Genomic DNA, 18083 nt, shown 5'->3' with positions numbered 1-18083 from the left:
CCGTAAGGGCCGGAAACCTGTTGTCACTTGGCACACGTCAGTTGCGTACGCATCAGTTGCATACGCGTGTCACTTGGCGCACACCGACTTGTCCGCTTCGACCTTCTGGATGCCCTCGGGCGCCTTGGCCGGAGCGGCGATCGGAATGCCGGCGCCCTTGAAGTCCGCGCCGAGGGTCATCACCATCGGCGTCTTCCCCACCGCGTCCTGGGTCCCGGGCTTCAGCGCACTCGCCGGCAGACCCATCAGATCGGCGAGTTTACGGGCCTGGTCCGCCTGGTTGGGCGCGTACGCCAGCGTGGTGGTCGCCAGCTTCGCCGGGGCGTTGCCGCCGTTGTCCGACTTCAGCACGCCCTTGCTGTTCTGCAGCCACACCAGCGTCTGGGAGGCGGAGCCCGCCACCGCGCCGCCGTTGAGCACCTGGACGCGCACGGCGGACGCCTGTGCGCGAGTGCCCTTGAGGAGCGCCGCCTGGGCGTCCTTGGCCTGGTTCTCCTTCTTCTTCACCTCGGTGAAGGACACGTCCGAGCGCATCATGCTGAACACCTGCGGCGCCTTGTACGGGTCGATGATGACCGTCTTGTGCACCGGGCCGTCGGCCGGGTTGTCGATCACCGGCACGGTCGTGAAGGTCACGTTCTTCAGATCGACCTTGCTGAGGTCCTGCGCGAGGCTGGTCAGCTTCTTGATCGACCCTATGCCCGAGTCGACCGTGAGCGCCTTGGTCGCCGCGTTCGCGAGCCCGTACATCTTGGTCGGGCTGCTCAGCGTCGAGTCGGACTTCATCTTCCGCATCATCGAGCTGAGGAACTGCTGCTGCTGCTTGATCCGGTCAAGGTCGCTCTCGTTGCCGAAGCTGTGCCGGGTCCGTACGAAAGCGAGGGCCTGCTCGCCCTTGATCTTGGAGACGCCGGCCGGCAGCTTGAGGTGCGACTTGGGGTCGTTCACCGGCTTGGTCAGGCACACCTCGACGCCGCCGACGGCCGTCGACAGCTCCTTGACCGCGTTGAAGTCGGCCATCATGAAGTGGTCGACGCTCAGCCCGGTGAGCGCCTTGACCGTACGCATCGTGCAGCCCGGGTCGCGGCCGTCCTGGCCCAGGCTGGTGTTGAAGCGCACCTTCGTCTCGGACCGCACCGTCTTGCTGGTGCCGTCCTTCTGCTTGGTCGGGCACTCCGGGATGTTGGTGACCAGGTCGCGCGGGATCGACAGGGCCGTCGCGTTCGTCCGGTCCTTGGAGACGTGGAAGAGGATGTTGGTGTCGGCGTGGCCCTCGCTGCCCTTGTCGCCGTACCCCTCGTTGCCCTTGCCGGTGCGCTTGTCCGTACCGATGATCAGGATGTTGACCGGCCCGTCGGAGGTGGCGTGCTTGCTGCCCGCGTCACCGACGTCGACGGTGTTCAGGTTGTTGTTGAAGTGCTGGTAGAGCAGGTACGCGCCGGCCGAGCCCGCGACGAGGACGAACCCCATCACCCCGCCCGTCCACAGCAGCGCCTTCTTCTTGCGGGACGCCTTGGGCTTGCGCTTGCGCCTCCCCGGCGCGGCCGGGGACTCGTCCTGGTCGCCGCCGGAGCGGCGGTTGTCGCGCTGGCCGGGGACGTCACGACGGCGGGACGGGCCGCCTCTGCCGGGGGCCGTGGTTCTGCGCGGGGGGGCGCCTGCCGACGGGGACGACTGCGGTCCGGAAGGATTCAGTCGCAATTCGTAATTGCCCGTCTGCGGGTTGAGCACCCACTGGTCTGCCGGGTCGACTTCCTCTGCCCGCCCACGGCTCTGCGCATCCACGGTTGCCTTAGTCCTCCGTCGGTGCCACGCGAGTCACTTCCCCCAAAGCGCTCAGTCATTCGATCCTGCAGTGCGTGGCCTCGGGTGGCCACAAGCACCGGGTCGCGTCACACTATCTGCCCTGTTGAGCGAAGAGCGACGGCCGTGACAAATTCCACGCCCCTTACAACCGGGCAATCCGCCCAATCCGCATCCCCGCCTGTTCTCCGTTGACACACGCTTTACCCGCACATGCCCACGGCGGCATTCGAACCCGGGTACGTCGGCGCCGGGCTCGGGGAAGCCGGATCGTCGGGCTTGCCGTCCGACGACGAGCCGTCCGACCCCTCGGCAGTCCCCTTCTGCGCATTGCCGTCCCCCTTGTCCTTCTCCGTGCCCCCGGCCGGTGCCACCTGGAGCGGCCGGTCGTCCCTCAGCTGCTGGAACAGCATCCGCGCGTCCGGCTGGACCAGCTCGTCGCGGTTCGTGTCGTACGTGTACGGCTTGCGCGGCACGGTGAGGAACTGCACCTTGTCGGTCGGGATTCCGCGCATCCCGCGCACCAGGTCGTACAGGTCCTTCAGCGAATTCAGCCCCGGGTCGGTGGTCAGCGACTTCGTCATCGCGTCGAGCACCGGATAGAGCCGGGTCGGATTGAGCAGCACGCCGTTGCTCTGCACCTTGCGCACCAGCGAGCCGAGGAACTGCTGCTGGCGGTCCATGCGCTCGGTGTCGCTGCCGTCGCCGAAGCCGTGCCGGGCGCGGACGAATCCCAGCGCCTGCTCGCCGTGGAGCGTCTGGCGGCCCGCGGGGAGTTTCAGATGCGCCTGCTGGTCGTCCACCGGCTGCTTGAGGCAGACCTCGACGCCGTCGACCGCGTCCACCATGTCCTTGAAGCCGCTGAAGTCGACGACCATGTGGTGGTCGACCCGGATTCCGGTGAGCTTCTCCACCGTACGAATGGTGCAGGCGGCGCCGCCGAACTCGAACGCCCAGTTGAACTGCGCGAATTGGGCCTTGGAGCGGGTGCCGTCCTGCTTGAGGCAGTCCGGGATGTCCGCCATCAGGTCGCGCGGCAGCGAGACGGCGGTCGCGGACTTCCGGTCCGCCGCCAGGTGCAGCAGGATCGTGGTGTCCGAACGCTGGCTCCCGCCGTCGTCGCGCCCGTATCTGCTGTTGCTGCCCGCGCGCGAGTCCGAGCCGATCAGCAGCAGGTTCTGCGCGTTGTCCGCACCGGGCGGGGGGCGCTCCTTGTCGTAGCGCTGCAGCTCGGCGGCGGCCGTGGTGTCGGTGCGGATGTTGTTGTCGAGCTTCTTGTAGAACCACCAGCCGGTCCCGGCGGCGGCGAGCACGAGGAACGAGACGCCGAGGGCGGTCCAACGCAGCCAGTGGTGACGGCGGTTGCGGTCGCCGGGCGTGTCGGATGCGTCCGGCGCGTCGGGCGCGTCGGGTTCGCCGAGCTCGGTCGGCTCGGTCGGCTCGGCCGCGTCGGGCTGCTCGCCGGGCGCGTCGGACGCGTCGGGTTCTGTGGGCCCGGCCGGTTCCGGGGGCGTCGGCGTGTCCGGTCGTGGCTCGTCCCCGGCCCGGTGGTCGGGCTCGGGGGGCGGGCTGTCGGTCACGTCGGCGTCCATCCTTCACGGGTCGGCGGCGGGCGGAAAGCCGCCCGGGCACCCCGGTAGACGGTCGTCGCGCGCGCTTGGTTGTGTGGCGTACCGCCGATCATCCACCGGAGTTGTGTCCGGGACCCAAGGGACTCGGCCCGCTGTGGGCCACAAGGGTGGCGCCGCGAAGATGGTCGTACCAGGTGCGTGCGAGGGCTGGACGGCGCTGGTCCGGAGCGGGCCGGGCGGTCGTGCGGCGGCCCGGCGACGGTCGTCCGGTGGCCACGCGACCGCCGACCGGTGGCCGTTCCGGCGCGGCCCGCGCTCGTCACACCGCCCGGTGCGTGACCCGCTCGCTCTCGATCCGCTTCTCCAGCCCGCCGTCGGCCAGTTGGCCGAGGTTGCGGCAGAGCACCACCGAGCCGCCGGAGGCCAGCGGCGCGTACAGGCCGCGCGCCAGCCCCTCCCAGCTGTCGTACGGGAGCGCCGACAGCAGCCGGGAGCCGGGCTCCAGGCCCAGGGCGGCGGCGTCGGCGCGGGCGCGCTCCACGAGCCCGGCCGCGCTCAGCTCGGCGCCGTCCACGGCGAGCGCGGGCCCCGCCGGGTCGACCGGGGCGTACGGCGCGAACCGGTCGCCCTGGCCCGGCACCTCGACCGCGTAGTCCTGGAACCCGGTGGGCGGCTGCGGGAAGCGGCCGCCGAGCGGGCGCAGCGCGAGCGCCACCCGCTCGCCGGTGCAGGCGCGGGCCGCGTCCAGCGTGTCCGGCCCCGCCACCACGAGGTCCGCGCCCGCCGGGTCGCCGCCGACCTCGGCGACCACGCCGACCGAGTGGCAGGCGAGCAGCCAGACGGCGCTCTGCCAGTGCGCGGGCAGCAGCAGCGCGAGCCGGTCGCCGGGTGCGGCGGCGAGGTCGCCCTGGAGCAGATTGGCGGTCTTGGCCACCCAATTGGCGAAGGTGGCCACCGAGACTTCCACGCGTTCGCCGGTGGCGTCGTCGTAGAAGGTGACCAGGGGGCGGGCCGGGTCCGCGGCGAGCGCGGATCGCAGCAGGTCGGCGGGGGTACGGTCGCTGGCGTTCACGCGGTAAGCGTACGGGTGGGGGCGCCGCGCGCGCCCGGGGAGAGCGCCGTCCGCGTACACCGGTCCGGCGACGGCCCGTCAGTTTTGAGATGGACAGACTTGTACGCTTATGTCCACGATCGTCAGCATGCGTGCACTCCTTGCATCCTCGATCTCGGTCGCGTGCGCCACCGCACTCGCCCTGCCGCTCGCCGTGTCCGCGGACGCCGCGGCCAGCCAGGCGTCCGCCATGTCCTCTTCGGCGTCCGCCACGTCCTCTTCGGTGTCCTCCTCGTCCGCCTCCTCCTCGTCCGCCGAACTGGCAGGCTCCACCCAGTCGCTGCCCCTCGCCCCGCTGGGAGCGACCGACCGGACACTGGGCGCCGCCCGCGCCCAGGGCCTGCCGGAGCGGAACACCGAACCCTTCTCCCTGCTCGGCGTGGTCTGGGACGACGCGAAGGTCGAACTCCACGGCACCGTCCAGGTGCGCACCCGGGCCGCCGGCACCCGCACCTGGTCCGGCTGGCAGGACGTCGACACCCACAACGAGGAGCACGCCCCCGACCCCGGCACCCCCGAGTACGACGCCGCGCACATCCACGGCTCCACCGCCCCGCTGTGGGTGGGCCATTCGGACGGCGTCGAGGTGCGCGTACGGGCGGACGCGGCCGGGGATGGCCGGGCGACGCCGGGCGCGCTGCCCCGGGGCCTCCACATCGACCTGGTCGACCCGGGCGCGGACCCGGACGGGGTGGGGGCGGCGGACGAGGCGGAGCAGGAGGAGGGCGCCGAGCAGGCGCAGGACCGGGCCGTGGCGTCCGGCGCGCGGGCGGAGGACGTCGTGGCGGCGGCCCGCCCGTACATCGGCCCGCGCCCGCGCATCATCACGCGCCACGGCTGGGGCGCCGACGAGCACCTGCGCGAGCCCGGTTACGTCTACACCGGCAAGGTCAAGGCCACCTTCGTGCACCACACGGCGTCCGGCAACAACTACCGCTGCTCACAGGCGGCCTCCGTGCTGCGCAGCATCTACCGCTACCACGTCCGCAGCAACGGCTGGCGCGACATCGGCTACAACTTCGCCGTCGACAAGTGCGGCAACCTCTACGAAGGCCGCGCGGGAGGTGTGGCCAAGCCGGTCCTCGGGGCGCACACTCTCGGTTTCAACACCAACTCCATGGGCGTCGCGGTCATCGGAACGTACGCCTCGACCAACCCGTCCGCCGCCGCCCTCGACGCGATCGCCCGCCTGACGGCCTGGAAGCTCGGTCTGTACGGGGTGAATCCGAAGGGCACCACGCATCTCACGTCGGCCGGCGGGAACCTTTACCAGAAGGGGCGAAGCGTCAGGCTCAATGCCATCTCCGGGCACCGGGACGGCTACGCCACCGATTGCCCGGGGGCGCGCCTCTACAAGAAGCTCGGCAAGGCCCGGTCGTCCTCTGCCCGGCTCCAGGGCCGGCGCTGACCGGGGCGGGGGCGTACCGATCGGGCGCGAACAGTCTGCATAAACTGGCCGGCCGTAGTTGAACGATCGATTCCGCCCGGCCCCAGCAGGAAGCAGAGACGACAGGTGACTGAAGCGATCCTCCTGGTCGGTGGCAAGGGCACCAGGCTGCGCCCGCTCACGGTGCACACGCCCAAGCCGATGATCCCGGCGGCGGGCGTCCCGTTCCTCACCCACCAGCTGGCCCGGGCGCGGGCGGCGGGCGTGGAGCACATCGTGCTGGCGACGTCCTATCTGGCCGAGGTCTTCGAGCCGCACTTCGGCGACGGCTCGGAGCTCGGGCTGCACCTGGAGTACGTGACGGAGGAGGAGCCGCTGGGCACCGGCGGCGCGATCAGGAACGTGGCGTCGCGGCTGCGCTCGGGGCCGGACGACCCCGTGCTGATCTTCAACGGCGACATCCTGACGGGCCTGGACATCCGGGCCCTGGTCGAGACGCACTCGTCCTCGGGCGCGGACGTCTCCCTCCACCTGACGCGCGTGCCCGACCCCAGGGCGTTCGGGCTCGTGCCCACCGATGCGGACGGCCGGGTCCAGGCCTTCCTGGAGAAGCCCCAGACCCCGGAGGAGATCGTCACCGACCAGATCAACGCGGGGGCGTACGTCTTCCGCCGCTCGGTGATCGACTCGATCCCGGCGGGCCGTCCGGTGTCGGTGGAGCGGGAGACGTTCCCGGGCCTGCTGGCGGCGGGCGCACACCTGCAGGGCATGGTGGACTCCACCTACTGGCTGGACCTGGGCACCCCGCAGGCCTTCGTCCGGGGCTCGGCCGACCTGGTCCAGGGCAGGGCCCCGTCCCCGGCGGTCCCGGGCCGCTGCGGCGACCGCCTCGTCCTGCCGGGCGCCTCCGTGGCCCCGGACGCGAAGCTCACCGGCGGGACGGTGGTCGGGGAGCGCGCCGTGATCGGCTCGGGCGCCCGCATCTCCGGCAGCACGGTCCTGGCGGGCGCGGTGGTCGAGCCCGGCGCGGTGATCGCGGACTCGCTGATCGGCGCGGGCGCGGTGATCGGGGCGCGCTGCGTGCTGGCGGGGGCGGTGGTGGGCGACGGCGCGAGGGTGGGCCCGGACAACGAGCTCCGCGAGGGCGTACGGGTGTGGTGCGACGCGACGATCCCGGGGGCGGCGCTCCGCTTCTCATCGGACGAGTAGGGGCCCCACCCCGCCCGTTCCCCTAAACCCTCCAGGGGTGGGTGGGGTGAGGGGTTGAGGTGATCTCCCGGGGGCTACGCCCCCGGACCCCGGGCGCGGCTGCGCCCCTGCACCCGCCTGCGGGACCTGCGGCCCCTGCACACCGCTCACGGCGGCTTCGCCCCCCGGTACACCCGCTGGGGCTGCGCCCCCGCCCCCGCTTTCGGGGCTGCGCCCCGGGCCCCATTCGTCTGCGGCTTGTCTGTGGCTGGTCGCGCGGTTCCCCGCGCCCCTTGGCAACTCCAGCCCCTCCGGCGTTCGAGGAGCGGGCCCCTTCAGGGGCGCGGGGCTGTGGCATTGTGCGGCTCCGCCGCGTGGGCGTGACCAGTCCCCACCGGCTCGCAGACGATCCCCGCCCCCCGCTGGAGGGCTTCGCGGGGAGCTGCGTGACCAGTCCCCACCGGCTCGCAGACGAACCCCTGGCCCCCGGGAGGGCTCCGCCGCGTGGGCGCGACCAGTCCCCACTGGCTCGCAGACGACCCCTGGCCCCCGCCGGAGGGCTCCGCGGGGAACTGCGCGACCAGCCCCCACCGGCTCGCAGACGAACCCCTGGCCCCCCGGAGGGCTTCGCGGGGTGGGGGACAGGACCAGTAACCTCAAAAGCGTGGCAGGCCGCTTCGACCCCCGTACCCCCACCCGCACCACCGTGCGAGGCGGCCACCTCCACGTACCCACACTCACCACCCACCCCGCCCAGAACACCGGCACCCGCCACTACACCCCGCCCGGCCCCCTGGACCTCGGCCTCGTCCTGGGCCCCCTGCGAAGGGGCCCCGCCGACCCCACCTTCCGCACCACCCCGGACGGCTCGGTGTGGCGAGCCTCCCGCACCCCCGACGGCCCCGGCACCCTCCGCGTCGCGCTCCGCGAAGGCAGGGCGGAGGCTGAGGCGTGGGGGCCGGGCGCCGAGTGGCTGCTCGGGCACCTCCCGGGGCTCCTCGGGGACGCGGACGACCCCGGGGAGTTCGCCCCCCGCCACCGCCTCCTCGCCGAGTCCGCCCGGCGCCGGCCCGGCCTGCGGCTGACCAGGACCGGCCTGGTCCTGGAGTCGCTGATCCCGTCGATCCTGGAGCAGAAGGTCACCGCGGACGAGGCCTACCGCGCCTGGCGGCTGCTGGTGCGCGAGTACGGCGAGCCCGCCCCGGGCCCGGCCGGCGACCGTATGCCCGAGCGGATGTACGTCATGCCCGACCCGAAGACCTGGGCCCTGATCCCGTCCTGGGAGTGGCACCGCGCGGGCGTGGACGCCAAGCGCTCGTCGACGATCCTGCGCGCCGTACGTGTGGCCCGCCGTCTGGAGGAGGCCGCCGCACTCCCCCCGGAGGAGGCCGCGGCCCGCCTCCACCTCGTTCCCGGCATCGGCCCCTGGACCAGCGCCGAGACCCTGCAGCGCGCGATGGGCGCCCCCGACCTGGTCACCGTCGGGGACCTCCATCTGCCGGGCATCGTCGGCTACGCCCTGGCCGGCGACCGCACCGCCGACGACGCCGCGATGCTGGAGCTCCTCGCCCCGTACGCCGGTCAGCGCCACCGCGCCACCCGGCTGATCCTCCTCAGCGGCCGCACCCCGCCCCGCCGCGCGCCCCGGATGTCGCCACGCGACTTCGGGGCGCTGTAGGCGGGGACGGTCCGGCCGGTCCGATCAGCGGCCGGCCCGGAACCTCCCGCAGCGCACCGCAGGGTCCGTCAGCGCACCTCGATGAACGCGTCCGCCACCCGCCCCGGCCGCTCCTTCGGCGCCTCGGCCGGGTGTCCGACCGCCACCGCGCCCATCGGGTCCCAGCTGTCGGGCAGGCCGAGGACCTCCCGTACGACATCGCGGCAGAACATCGTGGACGACACCCACGCCGAGCCGAGCCGCTCGCCCGCAAGCGCCACCAGGAAGTTCTGCACGCCCGCGCCCGTGGCGACCACGAACATCTCGCGCTCGGCCGCGTCCCGGCGCGCGTCGCCGTAGCTGTGCGAGCCGTCCATCACCAGGCAGGGGACCACCAAGTACGGCGCGTCGCGCAGGACTTGGCCCCGGCGCACCCGCTTGGCGACGAACTCCTCGGACTTGCCGTCGCGCCGCAGGTCGGCGATCCACGCGTCCCGCATCGCGTCGAGCAGCCGCACCCGCGACTCCTCGGACTCCAGCAGCACGAACCGCCAGGGGGTGGTGTGGTGCGGCGCCGGGGCCGTGACGGCGGCGGCCACCGCGCGGCGCACCGCGCCCGGGTCGACGGGCTCGTCGGCGAACGCACGGACCGTACGCCGCTGGGTCACCGCCGTCCGGATCGCCTCCGAGGTGCCCAGGCGGAACATGTCGTCGGCCGCGCCCCGCACCAGCGCCCGGGTGCCGCCCTCGGCGTCCGCCGAGACGAGGTGCGCCAGGCCGCTGACCACCGCGACCGGGAAGCCGGCGGCCTTGCCCTTGACCAGGTCGCCCGCGGCGGCCAGTTCGTCGGCGCTGGCCACGACGGTCGCGTTGAGCTCGTTGCCGTGCGTGTCCGTGCCGCCGCGCAGGTCGTCGAGGACGCGCACGCCCGCGGCGCCGATCGCCACGTCGGTGAGCCCGGCGCGCCACGGCCGCCCGAAGGTGTCCGTCACCAGGACGCCCACCTCGACGCCGAGCGCGGCCCGGATCCCGGACCGGATCGCCTCGGCCGAGGCGTCGGGGTCCTCGGGCAGCAACAGCACCGTCCCGGCGGGGGTGTTGGAGGCATCGACCCCGGCGGCGGCCATGATCAGGCCCTGCCGGTTCTCGACGATGCGCAGGGCGCCGCGCCGGGCCACCACCCGTACCGTCTCGGCGTCGATCGCCGCCTCCCGGTCGGCCGCCTCGACGAGCCGCCCCTCCGCCTTGGAGACGATCTTCGAGGTGACCAGCAGGACGTCCCCGTCGACGAGGTCGGGCGCGGCCCCCGCGATGAGCTTCGCGAGATCGTCCCCGGCCCGCACCTCCGGTATGCCGCCGACGGCCCGTACGCGGTACGAGGGAGGGGTGCCCGTGGAGTCGGTGGTCACGCGCGCACCTCCTCGGCCAGCGTCAGTGCCTCGCGCGCCATCGCCGCCGTCGCGTCCAGGTCCGTCATCATCAGCGGGACCGCGCGGCAGCGGATGCCCGCCGCCTCGACCCGGTCCACGGCGGCCCCGTCGGCCGTGTCGACCAGCCAGCCGTCGAGGAGCCCCGACCCGTAGTGCTCGGCGACCGCCGCGGCCGTCGACTCGACGCCGACGGCGGCCAGCACCTTGTCCGCCATGCCCCGCACCGGCGCGCCCCCGACGATCGGGGAGAGCCCGACCACCGGGACGCCCGCCTCCGCGATCGCCTCGCGGATGCCGGGCACGGCCAGGATCGTGCCGACGCTGACGACCGGGTTGGACGGCGGGAAGAGGATCACGTCGGCGGCGGCGATGGCCTCCAGGACGCCCGGCGCGGGCTTGGCCTGGTCGGCCCCGACCGGCACCACGGCCGTCGCGTCCAGGGACGCCCGCAGCTTCACCCAGTACTCCTGGAAGTGGATGACCTTCCGCTCCCCGTCGGCCTCGACCGCCACATGTGTCTCGACCCGGTCGTCGGACATCGGGATCAGCCGGATGCCCGGCTGCCAGCGGGCGCAGAGCGCCTCCGTCACCGCGCTCAGCGGATAGCCCGCGCCCAGCATCTGCGTACGGACGATGTGGGTCGCGAAGTCGCGGTCGCCCAGGCCGAACCACTCGGGCCCCACCCCGTACGCCGCGAGCTCCTCCTTGACGTGGAAGGACTCGTCGGTCCTGCCCCAGCCCTGATCCTCGTTGATGCCACCGCCCAGGGTGTACATCACCGTGTCGAGGTCGGGGCAGACCTTCAGCCCGAACAGATGGATGTCGTCACCGGTGTTGCCGATCACCGTGATGTCCGCGTCCGGCGCGGCCTGCTTGAGGCCGCGCAGAAAACGGGCACCGCCGATGCCGCCGGCCAGAACCACAATGCGCATGTGGAGAGTCTGTCAGGCGGGTACGACATCCGCCGCGGCGGCTGTGGACTGACTGGCGTGCATCGGCATGTCGGTCAGGCCCGGGTAGTAGATGTGCAGGCTGACTGCCGGTTCCAGGGAGTCGTTGACGACCTCGTGGACGTAGCCGGGCGCGAAGACGCGCTGGGCCCCGGCGCCCAGGGCGCGGGTGCCGCGCTCGGTGCGCTCGGTCAACTCGCCCTGGAGCACGGTCAGTACGCCGGAGGAGTCGCCGTGGTCGTGCAGCCCGCTGCGCTGCCCGGGCACCCAGGACAGCAGCCAGACCTCGTAGCCGATCGGGGCCTCCCCTGCTTGAGCGGAGCCGAGAGCTTGGGGAACTGTGCGCAGCCGGTGGTACCAGCGGCTGGTCGCGTCGTACTGGACGAGCGGCTCCCACTGGGCGCGGTCGGCCGCGAGGGAGCGGGCCAGGCCGACGAAGTCGGCGACGGTGCTCGGGTGCTCGCGGGCGGGCTGGAGGAGGTGCAGGACCTCAAGGAGGTCGCCGGCGATCTGAAGGTCGCTGTCGCTGTTCATGGGTGCGGTGGTTCCTCGGCAGTAACTCAGGAAGCAGTGCGGGGGTGTCGCGAAGGCGTGTGCGCGCGGGTGCGCGAGCGGCCCGAAGGACCGGGAAGACGCGGAGAAGGCTGGAGCGCTACGGCATCAACAGCTGGAACAGCAACAGCGCGCCTGGACAGCACTGCGGAACCCACGGAGGTGGGTCGCGAAGAGCGCTGTGGTCGCTGGCATGCAATCAAAGGTGACCAAGAAGAGCCGAGCTGTCAACTCAATACCCCATTTGGCCGCAATGTTTCACCTCATCCGGTTACTGCGCCCGGAGAAAGGTTTGTGCACAGTCACCGCCGGAGATGTGGCGCTGCAACCGGGTGCGCAAACGCCGTCGCGTTCTCGTGACCGGACTGTGATCCCAGTCGCTTCCGCCTCCCGGACGCAACAAGATCGATATTCGACTCGTCTTCTCTGGGCAGGTGAGGGAAGAACGTTTGAGCCATTGGTGTGTGTCATGGTTTTTGCCGATTTGAACACTTTCCGTATAGCTTTGGTTCCGCAGAGTGAATACGGGGCCCAATAGCAGATCTCGGCTTGACTGGCCCGGATCCGCACACTTGTAATTTCACTCGTGTCGTTCGCCCGAAATCGGTAACGGCAGCATCACGGGGCAGTAAAGACAGACGAGGGGTGCACATGACCGAGGTGTTCCAGGAGCTGCTGGTCGACGATGTGGACGAAGAACTCGGCTGGCAGGAGCGCGCGCTGTGCGCCCAGACCGACCCCGAGTCCTTCTTTCCCGAGAAGGGCGGCTCCACCCGGGAGGCCAAGAAGGTCTGCCTCGCCTGTGAAGTCCGCTCCGAGTGCCTCGAATACGCCCTCGCGAATGACGAACGATTCGGCATCTGGGGCGGACTGTCCGAACGGGAACGCCGTCGCCTGAAGAAGGCGGCGGTCTAGTTTTTTCGGGGGCTTTGCCCCCTCCGGACCCTCTACGGACCCCGTCCGGGCCCCCTCCGGCTGCACCCGGCCTCCGCAGGCGGCGGACTGCCGCGTTCCCCAGCCATTAGTGTGGGGCGCTGCCAGTCAGCACAGCAGCCTCCGGGGCCCCCAACCCCCGGACCCCGGCCGGAGGGGCCCGTACCTCGATGTCCGTGCACAGCCAGTCGACAGCCCCGTACTCCGAGGCCGCGACCCCCGAGTTCCCCAGACACGTCGTCACCGCCGTGCTCGTCTCGCACGACGGCGCGCGCTGGCTGCCCGACGCCCTCGCCGGCCTGCTCGGCCAGGAACGCCCCGTACAGAGCGCGTACGCGGCCGACACCGGCAGCGCCGACGACTCCGCCCGCCTGGTCACCGAGGCCCTGGGCGCCGACCGCGTCCTGCACCTCGCGCGCCGCACCGGCTTCGGCGCCGCCGTCGACGAGGCCGTCCGCTCCGCGGGGGTGCTCGGCCCGGAGGAGCTCCCGTACCTGAAGCGCCCCAGCGGCTGGGACCCCGTCTCGCGCAGCTGGCGCGACGACACCTACGACCTGCCCGAACTGCCGCACGGCGAGCCCGTCCAGTGGCTCTGGCTGCTGCACGACGACTGCGCCCCCGCGCCCGACGCCCTCGCCGAACTGCTGCGCGTCGCCGACTCCGACGCCCACGCCGCGATCGTCGGCCCCAAACTGCGCGGCTGGTACGACCGCAAGCAGCTGCTCGAAGTGGGCGTCTCCATCGCCCGCAGCGGCCGCCGCTGGACCGGCCTGGACAGGCGCGAGCAGGACCAGGGCCAGCACGACCAGGTCCGCCCGGTCCTGTCCGTGTCCTCCGCCGGCATGCTGATCCGCCGCGATGTGTGGGAGGAGCTCGGCGGCTTCGACCGGCGGCTGCCGCTGATGCGCGACGACGTCGACCTGTGCTGGCGCGCGCACGCCGCCGGGCACTCCGTCCTCGTCGCCCCCGAAGCCGTCGTCCGGCACGCCGAGGCCGCCGCCCGCGAGCGCCGGACCGTCGACTGCGCGGGCCGCTCCGCCGTCGACCCGCACCGGGTCGACAAGGCGGGCGCCGTCTACACGATGCTCGTCAACTCGCGCCCCGCCGCGCTGCCGTACGTGTTCCTGCGCATCGTCGTCGGCACCGTACTGCGCACCCTCGCCTATCTGGTGGGCAAGGCGCCCGGCCAGGCCGTCGACGAGATCATGGGCCTGTCCGCGACCCTGCTCCGGCCCGGCCGGATCCTCGCCGGACGGCGCAGGCGCGGCAAGAGCGGGGTGGAGGCGAGCGAGCTGCGGCCGCTCTTCCCGCCGCCTGGCGCCACCGTCCGCGCCACCGTCGAACAGGTCGCCGCCGGCCTCGGCGCCGGGGCCGAGGACACCGGCGGCTCCCGGCACGGCGCCGTCGAGTCCGGGCCCGGCGGAGACGACGCCGACTTCCTGGAGATCGAGCAGTTCGCGCGGCTGAAGAAGATCGCCCGCAAACCCGCGCCCGTCCTGTTCGCCCTGCTCCTGCTGATCTCGCTGACCGCCTGCCGCGAACTGCTCGGCGGCGGCGCCCTCTCCGGCGGCGCCCTGCTCCCCGCGCCCTCGGGCGTCGGCGACCTGTGGGGCCGCTACGCGGACGCCTGGCACCCCATCGGCACCGGCGGCACCCAGACCGCCCCGCCCTACCTCGCGGCCATCGCCGCCCTCGCCGCCCTCTGCTTCGGCTCCACCGGCTTCGCCCTGACCCTGCTGCTCGTCTGCTCGGTCCCGCTGGCCGGACTCACCGCCTACTTCGCCTCGCGGCCCCTCGTCGAGTCGCGCCTGCTGCGCGCCTGGGCGGCCGTCGCCTACGCCCTCCTGCCCGCCGCCACCGGCGCCCTCGCCACCGGCCGCCTGGGCACCGCCGTCCTCGCCGTACTCCTGCCGCTGATCGCCCGTGCGGGCGTCACCGCCGCCGGGTTCCGCGGCGAGGGCCGCGGCGATCAGGAAGGGGCCGCGCGAAGCGCGTCGGTGAGGAGCGGTGGCCGGGCGACGGGCGGGCGCGCGACCTGGACGTACGCGCTGCTGCTCACCGTCGCCATGGCGTTCACCCCCGTCGTCTGGCCCGTCGCCGCGCTCCTCGGAGCCGTCGTCCTGGTGCTGCGCCGCGACGACATCACCGCTTACGGACTGCGTTTCCTCGCCGCCGTCGGCACCCCCCTCCTGATCCTCGCCCCCTGGTCACTGACCCTGCTCACCAGCCCGTCCGGCTTCTTCCGCGAGGCCGGTCTGGAGTACGGCAAGGGCTCGGCCTCCGCGCTCGACCTGCTCGGCGCGAGCCCCGGCGGCCCCAAGACGGTCGGCGGACTGCTCCTCGTCGGCTTCGTGCTGGCCGCGCTCGCCGCACTGCTGCGTGGCGAGCGGGAGTTCGCCATCCGCACCGCCTGGGCCGTCGCCCTCACCGGCTTCCTCTTCGCCGCCCTCTCCAACAACAGCGACTGGGCCGGCCCGGCCACCCTCGTCTACGGCCTCGCCCTGCTCGCCGCCGCCGTACTCGGCGCCGAGGGCGCCAAGGAGCGCGTCGCCGCCCACGGCTTCGGCTGGCGCCAGCCGGTCGCCGCACTGATCGCCCTGGCCGCCGCGGTCGCTCCGCTGATCGCGGCGGGCGGCTGGATGCTGAGCGGCGCCGACGGCCCGCTGGAGCGCCGCGACCCGGTGCAGGTGCCCGCGTTCGTCGCGGAGGAGAGCGGCACCCGCGACCAGGCCCGCACCCTCGTCCTGGGCGGCACCTCGGCCGCCAAGGTCTCCTACACCCTGGTCCGCGGCTCCGGCGGCCGCCTCGGCGACGCCGAACTCGCCGCCTCCGGCGGCAGCGACCCCCGCTTGGACAAGGTCGTCGCCAATCTGGTCGCCGGCTCCGGCGCCGACCAGTCCTCCCAGCTCAGCGGCTTCGCCGTGCGCTATGTGCTGGTACGCGACGGAGCGCCCCGCGCCTTCGGCCGGGTCCTGGACACCACCCCCGGCCTCAGCCGGCTGAGCCAGCTCGACGGCAGCGCGCTGTGGCGCGTCGACCGGCAGGTCGCCCGCGCCGTCATCGTGCCGCCCGCCGCCTCCGCCGGAGCCCAGACGGGGTCGGCGCAGACCGGCGCCGCCGAGCCGGTGGCCGTCGCCGCCGACCCGGTCGACGTCCACACCAAGATCCCGGCCGGTCCGGTCGACCGGGTCCTGCGGCTCGCCGACCGGGCCGCACCCGGCTGGACCGCGACCCTCGACGGCAAGCCGCTGAAGAAGACCACCGTCGACGGCTGGGCCCAGGGCTTCCAACTCCCCGCCGACGGCGGCCGCCTGGACATCACCTACGACGCCCCCTTCACCCACACCGCGTGGATCTGGGCCCAGTCACTCCTCGCCCTGGTGCTCGTCGTGCTCGCCCTGCCGGGCCGCCGCCGCCGGATCGACGACGACCTGCCCGAGGAGGAGCAGCCGGTGCTGCCCCCGGCCCGGGACGGCGAGGGCCGCCGGGCCCGCCGCCTGCGCGCCCAGGCGGAGGCCGAGGCCGCCGACGCCGAGCCGACGGCGGAGCCCGAAGACTTGGCCGGCCAGGACTTCCCGCCCCCGCCGGCCTCCGCGCCCACGGCCCCCGAGCACGACCCGTACGCGACCGCCCAGTACGCCGAGGTGCCGCAGCAGCAGTCCTACGGACAGTGGGACGAGACGGCGTACACCAACGCCGAGTACCCGCAGCAGCAGTACGACCCGTACCAGCAGCAGTACCAAGACCCGTACCAGCAGCAGTACCCGCCGCAGGAGCCCGCGTACGACCCCTACGGCTATGGCTACGGCGGGGAGCAGGCCCCGGGCCAGGGGCAGGGCGAGGGTGGCCGCATCCCCGGCCAGAGCCCTGACGGCCAGGGCCACGACACCGAGCAGCCGCACCGCCCCGACGGGAGCAACCAGTGAACCGCAGCACCCTCTCCCTGATCGCGGCCGCCGTCGCCCTCGCCGCCGTCACCGGCTTCGCGGCCTTCACCGCGCCGGGCGGCGACTCGGTGAAGGCCGACGCGAAGGGTCCGGCACGGCTGCCCGTCGAGCGCTCCAGCCTGCTGTGCCCGGCGCCCAGCCTGTCCGACCTGGCGGAGACCACGTACACCACGTACACCCCGAAGGGCAGCGGCGACGCGGGCGCCAAGGTGGGCACGGCCGGCAGCGCCGTGCTGAAGCCCGCCGTCACCCCGCTCACCGACGGCGCCCCCGCCAAGTCCACCGACAAGGCGGGCAAGGACAAGAAGGGCAAGAAGGGGAAGACCCCCGAGAAGCCCGACCCCAACAAGGCGGTCGTCACCCTCAAGGAGCCCGGCAAGCCCGCTTCGGCCACGGCCGACGGCTCCGACGCCCCCGCGCTCGCCGGGTCCGCCGACGGCCCGCTCGCGCCCGGCTGGGCGGCGCAGCAGACCACGGTGGTCTCGGCGGGCGACACGCGCGCGGTGCTCGGCACCCGCTGCACCGAACCCGACACCGACTTCTGGTTCCCCGGCGCTTCCACCGCCAAGACCCGTCAGGACTACGTCCATCTGACCAACCCGGACGACACCGCGGCGGTCGCCGACATCGAGCTGTTCGGCAAGGACGGCGTCATCAAGTCGGAGGTGGGGGAGGGCATTACGGTCCCCGCCAAATCCAGCGTCCCTGTTCTGTTGTCAACGTTGACCTCGGCGGCGGCCGATGACCTGACCGTTCACGTCACGACCCGCTCCGGCCGGGTCGGGGCGGTCGTGCAGGCATCGGACGCGAAGGCGGGCGCGGACTGGCTGTCCGCGTCGGCCGACCCGGCGGCGAGCCAGGTCCTCCCGGGCATCCCGGGCGACGCCACCGACGTACGCCTGGTGGTGTACGCCAAGGGCGCCGACGACGCCGATCTCAAGGTGCGGCTGGCCGGTGCGGGCGGCAGCTTCACCCCTGCTGGTCTGGACACCGTCCACGTGAAGTCGGGGATGACGGCGTCCTTTGATCTGAAGAACGTTACGAGGGGTGAGGCGGGTTCCCTGTTGCTCACCCCGAGTTCGGATGGCGGAAAAACGCCCATCGTGGCGGCGCTGCGCGTAGTGCGCGGCACGGGTGACAAGCAGGAGACCGCATATATTCCGGCCACCGCGCCGGTCGGCGACCGGTCCACGGCCGCCGACAACCGGGCCAAGGGCTCGACGCTGGCGTTCACCGCGCCGACCGCCGCCACGGTCAAGGTCACCGCGTCGCCCGGCACCGAGGGCGGCGAGCCGCAGACCAAGACGTACACCGTGAAGGCCGGCACCACGCTGGCGGTGGAGCCGCCGGTCCCGTCCGGCCTCAAGGGCTCGTACGCGCTGACGGTCGAGACCCAGCCGGGCAGCGGCCCCGTCTACGCCTCCCGCACGCTGGCGCTGCCGCAGGACGGCATCCCGATGTTCACCGTGCAGACGCTCCCCGACGACAAGGGGACGGTGGCGGTCCCGGCGGCGAAGCAGGACCTGTCGGTACTGGACGACTGAGGACGGATCC

At 72.9% G+C, this 18083-nt stretch carries 12 protein-coding genes; 6 read left to right on the top strand and 6 right to left on the bottom strand.

Translation table 11 applies throughout. The annotated features are described in order from the left end of the window. Positions 1 to 69: 69 nt before the first annotated feature. The 3 genes from ACZ499_RS35265 to ACZ499_RS35255 form a co-directional block, all read right to left on the bottom strand. On the bottom strand, positions 70 to 1785 hold the full coding sequence (locus ACZ499_RS35265; RefSeq protein ID WP_468680668.1) for an LCP family protein: 1716 nt from the start codon (positions 1783 to 1785) through the stop codon (positions 70 to 72). A 221-nt stretch (positions 1786 to 2006) separates the two neighbouring features. Then, on the bottom strand, positions 2007 to 3395 hold the full coding sequence (locus ACZ499_RS35260; RefSeq protein ID WP_468680666.1) for an LCP family protein: 1389 nt from the start codon (positions 3393 to 3395) through the stop codon (positions 2007 to 2009). Positions 3396 to 3693: 298 nt separating this feature from the next. After that, a complete protein-coding gene (locus tag ACZ499_RS35255; RefSeq protein ID WP_468413444.1) occupies positions 3694 to 4446 on the bottom strand; it encodes a TIGR03089 family protein in 753 nt (250 codons plus the stop codon). Positions 4447 to 4573: 127 nt separating this feature from the next. Here ACZ499_RS35255 and ACZ499_RS35250 point away from each other — a divergent pair, with 127 nt between their 5' ends. The 3 genes from ACZ499_RS35250 (at position 4574) to ACZ499_RS35240 (ending at position 8738) form a co-directional block, all read left to right on the top strand. Continuing rightward, positions 4574 to 5893, top strand: coding sequence for a peptidoglycan recognition protein family protein (locus ACZ499_RS35250; RefSeq protein WP_468680665.1), 1320 nt, complete (start codon positions 4574 to 4576; stop codon positions 5891 to 5893). Positions 5894 to 5998: 105 nt separating this feature from the next. Then, complete coding sequence (gene manB / locus ACZ499_RS35245; protein WP_468680662.1) at positions 5999 to 7081, top strand: mannose-1-phosphate guanylyltransferase; 1083 nt, start codon at positions 5999 to 6001, stop codon at positions 7079 to 7081. A 643-nt stretch (positions 7082 to 7724) separates the two neighbouring features. Beyond that, entirely contained in the window at positions 7725 to 8738 is a 1014-nt protein-coding gene (locus ACZ499_RS35240) for a DNA-3-methyladenine glycosylase family protein (protein WP_468680661.1), read from the top strand. A 68-nt stretch (positions 8739 to 8806) separates the two neighbouring features. Here ACZ499_RS35240 and ACZ499_RS35235 read toward each other — a convergent pair whose 3' ends face one another. Genes ACZ499_RS35235 through ACZ499_RS35225 form a run of 3 tightly spaced genes read right to left on the bottom strand, consistent with a single transcriptional unit; the run spans position 8807 to position 11631 of the window. Continuing rightward, positions 8807 to 10126, bottom strand: a complete 1320-nt coding sequence (locus ACZ499_RS35235; protein WP_468680659.1) for a coenzyme F420-0:L-glutamate ligase — start codon at positions 10124 to 10126, stop codon at positions 8807 to 8809. Beyond that, positions 10123 to 11079, bottom strand: a complete 957-nt coding sequence (gene cofD / locus ACZ499_RS35230) for a 2-phospho-L-lactate transferase (RefSeq protein WP_468680657.1) — start codon at positions 11077 to 11079, stop codon at positions 10123 to 10125. Before cofD ends, ACZ499_RS35235 begins: the two co-directional genes overlap by 4 nt. Before the next feature lie 12 nt (positions 11080 to 11091). Further along, positions 11092 to 11631 carry a cysteine dioxygenase gene (locus tag ACZ499_RS35225; RefSeq protein WP_468680656.1) on the bottom strand — a complete coding sequence of 180 codons (540 nt, stop codon included), beginning with the start codon at positions 11629 to 11631 and terminating at the stop codon, positions 11092 to 11094. Positions 11632 to 12300: 669 nt separating this feature from the next. On the opposite strand from ACZ499_RS35225, the gene ACZ499_RS35220 reads away from it, so the two are divergent. The 3 genes from ACZ499_RS35220 to ACZ499_RS35210 all read left to right on the top strand — a co-directional run bounded on the left by ACZ499_RS35220 (position 12301) and on the right by ACZ499_RS35210 (position 18073). Continuing rightward, positions 12301 to 12564, top strand: coding sequence for a WhiB family transcriptional regulator (locus tag ACZ499_RS35220; RefSeq protein ID WP_067159810.1), 264 nt, complete (start codon positions 12301 to 12303; stop codon positions 12562 to 12564). Between the two features lie 188 nt (positions 12565 to 12752). Beyond that, entirely contained in the window at positions 12753 to 16508 is a 3756-nt protein-coding gene (locus tag ACZ499_RS35215) for a glycosyltransferase family 2 protein (RefSeq protein ID WP_468680654.1), read from the top strand. Further along, positions 16505 to 18073, top strand: a complete 1569-nt coding sequence (locus tag ACZ499_RS35210; protein ID WP_468680653.1) for a DUF5719 family protein — start codon at positions 16505 to 16507, stop codon at positions 18071 to 18073. Before ACZ499_RS35215 ends, ACZ499_RS35210 begins: the two co-directional genes overlap by 4 nt. Positions 18074 to 18083 lie beyond the last annotated feature (10 nt).

The sequence above is a fragment of the Streptomyces sp. NPDC031265 genome, from assembly GCF_055570295.1.
Note: the sequence above shows the minus strand (reverse complement) of the source record. Positions and strands in the feature narration are given on the sequence as shown.